4 protein-coding genes and 1 pseudogene are annotated in these 4,276 nt (G+C 75.0%); 1 reads left to right on the plus strand and 4 read right to left on the minus strand.

Features of this window, described 5'->3' with window-relative positions:
• From C6N75_RS25970 to C6N75_RS25985, 4 genes and pseudogenes are all read right to left on the minus strand, one after another.
• Positions 1–275, minus strand: a pseudogene (locus tag C6N75_RS25970) (hypothetical protein); the annotation flags it as partial.
• A gap of 142 nt (positions 276–417) precedes the next feature.
• Positions 418–828: a DUF6113 family protein gene (locus C6N75_RS25975; RefSeq protein WP_219852918.1), complete on the minus strand. Its 411-nt coding sequence runs from the start codon at positions 826–828 to the stop codon at positions 418–420.
• Positions 825–1,712 (minus strand): N-acetyl-1-D-myo-inositol-2-amino-2-deoxy-alpha-D-glucopyranoside deacetylase, encoded by an 888-nt coding sequence (gene mshB / locus C6N75_RS25980; protein WP_105871313.1) that lies wholly within the window; start codon positions 1,710–1,712, stop codon positions 825–827. The genes C6N75_RS25975 and mshB overlap by 4 nt, the downstream gene beginning before the upstream one ends.
• A gap of 63 nt (positions 1,713–1,775) precedes the next feature.
• On the minus strand, positions 1,776–1,970 hold the full coding sequence (locus tag C6N75_RS25985; RefSeq protein WP_105871314.1) for a hypothetical protein: 195 nt from the start codon (positions 1,968–1,970) through the stop codon (positions 1,776–1,778).
• Positions 1,971–2,127: 157 nt separating this feature from the next.
• On the opposite strand from C6N75_RS25985, the gene C6N75_RS25990 reads away from it, so the two are divergent.
• Positions 2,128–4,269: a prolyl oligopeptidase family serine peptidase gene (locus C6N75_RS25990; protein WP_105871315.1), complete on the plus strand. Its 2,142-nt coding sequence runs from the start codon at positions 2,128–2,130 to the stop codon at positions 4,267–4,269.
• The last annotated feature ends 7 nt before the right edge of the window (positions 4,270–4,276 follow it).

Below are 4,276 nucleotides of genomic sequence, written 5' to 3' on the forward strand. Positions count from 1 at the left end.
GCGCCGGCGGGGTCCGGCTCGGGCGCGGGCCCGTCGGAGCCGTTCATCGGCTTACGCATGACGACCGGCGGGATCGGCCGCGACCCGGGGATGTTGATCCGGATGCGGGTGGTCAGCGTGGTCTCGGTCCTGGGTTCGTCCGGGATGCCCGCCTCGGCGGCCTCCTGCGCGCCGTCCGGGGACTGGCGCGTTCCGTACGGCGGGGTGCCCGAGGGGTACGCGGCTCCGCCGCGCCCCTGGGGGCCGGAGGACGAACTGTCAGTTTCACGGCTCAAAGCTGGTTCTCCTGGTCGGCTCCGCCGCCCGCTCTTACACGTACGGGCGCCCGGCGGCGCGCACCACCATACTGGCCGCCGCCGGGCCGCATCGTGCGACCGGGAGAACCGAGCCGGTCAAACAGCCCCAAGCCGGGGCAGATCACCCCCCGAGTGGGCCGCCGCGGCGCTCCGCCGGGGGAACGCGGGCGAGGGTGGCGCAGATCACCACGGCGACCAGGCCGCCGATGACGTAGAGGAGTTCGGACAGCGAGCCGAAGAACACCCCGTCGCCCTCGGGGCGGCCGAGCGAGAGCAGGATCACGGCCACGAGCCAGCTCGCGCCCGGGGCGAGCACCCCGGCCTGCGCCCCGTAGGCGCGCAGCCCGCCGTAGAAGACCGCGCCCGTGCCGGCCAGGGCGAGCAGCAACCCGCCGGGGAACCACAGGGCTTGGACCAGCGAGCCGGCCGCGCCGGCGAGCGCGCCCAGCACCAGCAGCGCGGCCAGCAGCCCGGCGGAGGCGGCCCGGCCCGGCGTACGGGAGGCGGCGGTGCGGGAGTCGGGGGCGGTCACGCGGCCACCCCCGCGAACAGGTCGCGCTCCCGCTCGCCGGCCGGGGCGCCGGAGCCGCCGCGCGCCAACTGGTAGTGCTCGGTGGTGAGCACCGGCTGGCCCAGGTCGTTGGAGAGGGCGAAGAAGCCGCCCTCGACGGCGATCTGGGTGGCGTGGGCGCGCATCGCGGCGGTCTTGCGGCCGGCGTAGGCCGCGCCGTCGATCTCGGCGGTGATCAGCGTCTCGTCGGCGGTGAGGCCGGGGACGTCCTCGGGGGCGGCGGACTTCGCGAAGACGCCGGCGTCGCGCAGGCGGGCGAAGCCCTCCTCGGCGTACGCGCGCGGGACGCGGTTCCAGTAGACCTTGGCGATCTCGTGCGGGGCGCCGAGGTCGCGGCGGTAGGCGCGCTCGGCGGCGAGGTCGAAGGCGCGCATGGCGACCCGGTGGGCCTGGATGTGGTCGGGGTGGCCGTACCCGCCGTGCGGGTCGTAGGTCACCAGCACCTGGGGGCGGACCTGGCGGACCACCTCGACCAGGTGGGCGGCGGCCTCGTCCACGTCGGCGCTCCAGAAGGCGCCCGGGCGGCGGTTCTGCTCGGCGCCCATCATCCCGGAGTCGCGGTAGCGGCCGGAGCCGCCGAGGAAGCGGTGGTCGGTGACGCCCAGCTCCTTCATGGCGGCGGCCAGTTCGCCGACCCGGTAGGGGCCGAGCTGGTCCTCGCGGTCGGGCGCCAGATGGGCGAGGGAGGGCGGGATGACCTCGCCCTCCTCGCCGCGTGTGCAGGTCACCAGGGTGACCTGGGCGCCCTCGGCGGCGTACTTCGCCATGGTGGCGCCGTTGTTGATCGACTCGTCGTCGGGGTGCGCGTGCACCAGGAGCAGACGACGGGCGGGCAGGTGGGTCATACGACCCACCTTAGGACCACCGGCGGCGCCGCCGGGGCGCGAACCTCCGGGCCCCGCGGCCGCTCAGAACTTGAAGCCGCCGATCATGCCCGCGACGTTGGTGGTGAGTTCGCTGATGGTCGGGGCGATCGAGGAGCTGGCCAGGTAGAAGCCGAGCAGGACGCACACCAGCGCGTGGATCGCCTTCAGTCCTGACTTCCTCATCAGGATGAAGACGATGATCGCCAGCAGCACCACCGCCGAAATCGAGAGTGCCACGGCGGTTCACCTCCATACATATGCGGTCGGGACCGGTCGACGTGCATGTGCCGGACGGGTTATACCCACCCGGCGCTACGGATCATAACTATCCGTTTCCACGCATCGTTCGGTGCACGGCAGCACGCGGGGGCGCACGACCGCTAGTTTCGGTCGTATGACCTCCCATCATGAGACCTCCGCCAAACGGCTCTCCTTCCCCCGGCAGTTCGCCCGGACCCAGCGCTACACCCTGGGCGCGCCCCGGGCGTTCACCGTCGCGCCCGACGGCTCGCGGGTGGTGTTCCTGCGCTCCCCCTCGGGCACCGTCAGAGCCGGCAGTCTGTGGGTGCTGGATCTGGACGACGGGATCCGCGAGCGGGTCGCGGCCGATCCCGGGGCGCTTCTCCAGGGCGCCGAGGAGGAGTTGTCGACGGAGGAGCGAGCGCGCCGCGAGCGCAGCCGGGAGGGCGGCGGCGGCATCGTCGGCTACGCGGTGGACGGCGCGGTGGAGTTGGCGGCGTTCGCGCTCTCCGGGCGGCTGTTCACGGCGGAGCTGCGGGCCGGCACCGCCCGGGAGCTGCCCGTGGCGGGGCCGGTGATCGACCCGCGCCCCTCCCCCGACGGGCGGTGGGTGGCGTACACCGCCGGCGGGGCGCTGCGGGTGGTGGGTGCGGACGGCGGCGGCGACCGGGCGCTGGCCGAGCCGGAGGCGGAGACGGTCACCTACGGTCTGGCGGAGTTCATCGCGGCCGAGGAGATGGGGCGTTCGCGCGGCTTCTGGTGGGCGCCGGAGTCGGACCGGCTGCTGGTGGCGCGGGCCGACGACGCCCCCGTGCAGCGGTGGTGGATCTCCGACCCGGCGCACCCGGACCGGCGGCCGGCGGCGGTGCCCTACCCGTCGGCGGGGACGCCCAACGCCGAGGTGCGGCTGTTCCTCACCGACCTGGCCGGCGAGCGCACCGAGGTGGTGTGGGACCGGACGGCGTTCCCCTATCTGGCCCGGGTGCACTGGTCGTCGGGCGGGCCGCCGCTGCTGCTGGTGCAGGCCCGCGACCAGCGCGTCCAGCAGTACCTGGCGGTGGACGCGGCGAGCGGCGAGACCTCGCTGGTGCGTCTGGAGAAGGACCCGGCCTGGCTGGAGCTGGGGCCCGGGTCGCCGGCGTGGACGCACGGCGGGGAGCTGGTGCGGATCACCGACGAGAGCGGGGCGCGGGCGCTCGCCGTCGGCGACCGGGCGCTGACCGGCGCGGCGCTGCATCTGCGCGCGGTGCTGGACGTGGGCGCGGACGACGTCCTGGTGAGCGCGTCGGCGGGCGAGGACGCCGGTGATCCGGAAATTGGCCAGATTCATGTGTACCGGGTGGACGGCTCGGGCGCGGAGCGGATCTCCGAGGGGCCGGGGGTGCACACCGCGGTCCGCGGCGGCGGGGTGACGGTGCTGGCGTCGGCCCGGCCGGACGAGCCGGGTACGGCGGTGGCCGTGTGGCGGGCCGGCGAGCGGGTCGCCGAGGTCGCCTCGTACGCCGAGCGGCCGGTGATCTCGCCGCGGGTGGAGCTGGTCGCGGCGGGCCCGGAGCGCATCCCCTGCGCGGTGCTGCTGCCGCGGGGCTACGCGGAGGGCGACGGGCCGCTGCCGGTGCTGATGGATCCCTACGGCGGTCCGCACGGGCAGCGGGTGGTCGCCGCGCACAACCCGTATCTGACCTCGCAGTGGTTCGCCGACCAGGGGTTCGCCGTGGTGGTGGCGGACGGCCGGGGCACCCCGGGGCGCTCGCCGGCCTGGGAGAAGGCGATCCGCGGGCGGCTGACGCTGACGCTGGAGGACCAGGTGGCGGCGCTGCACGGGCTGGCCGGGCGCTTCCCGCTGGACCTGGACCGGGTGGCGATCCGCGGCTGGTCGTTCGGCGGCTGGCTGGCGGGCCTGGCGGTGCTGCGCCGGCCGGACGTGTTCCACGCGGCGGTGGTGGGCGCGCCGGTGAGCGACCAGAAGCTGTACGACACGCACTACGCGGAGCGGCTGCTGGGGCATCCGGACGAGGAGCCGGCGGCGTACGCGGAGGCGTCGCTGGTCACCGACGACGGGCTGTCGGCTCCGGAGGACCCGGCCCGGCCGATGATGATCGTGCACGGTCTGGCGGACGACAACGTGGTGGTGGCGCACACCCTGCGGCTGTCCTCGGCGCTGCTGGCGGCGGGCCGGCCGCACGAGGTGCTGCCGCTGACCGGGGTGACGCACATGACCCCGCAGGAGCAGGTGGCGGAGAACCTGCTGCTGCTCCAGGTGGACTTCCTGAAGCGGTCGCTGGGGCTGGGCTAGCCGGGGC

Source organism: Streptomyces solincola, assembly GCF_002982015.1.
GTDB classification, from domain to species: Bacteria; Actinomycetota; Actinomycetes; order Streptomycetales; family Streptomycetaceae; genus Streptomyces; species Streptomyces solincola.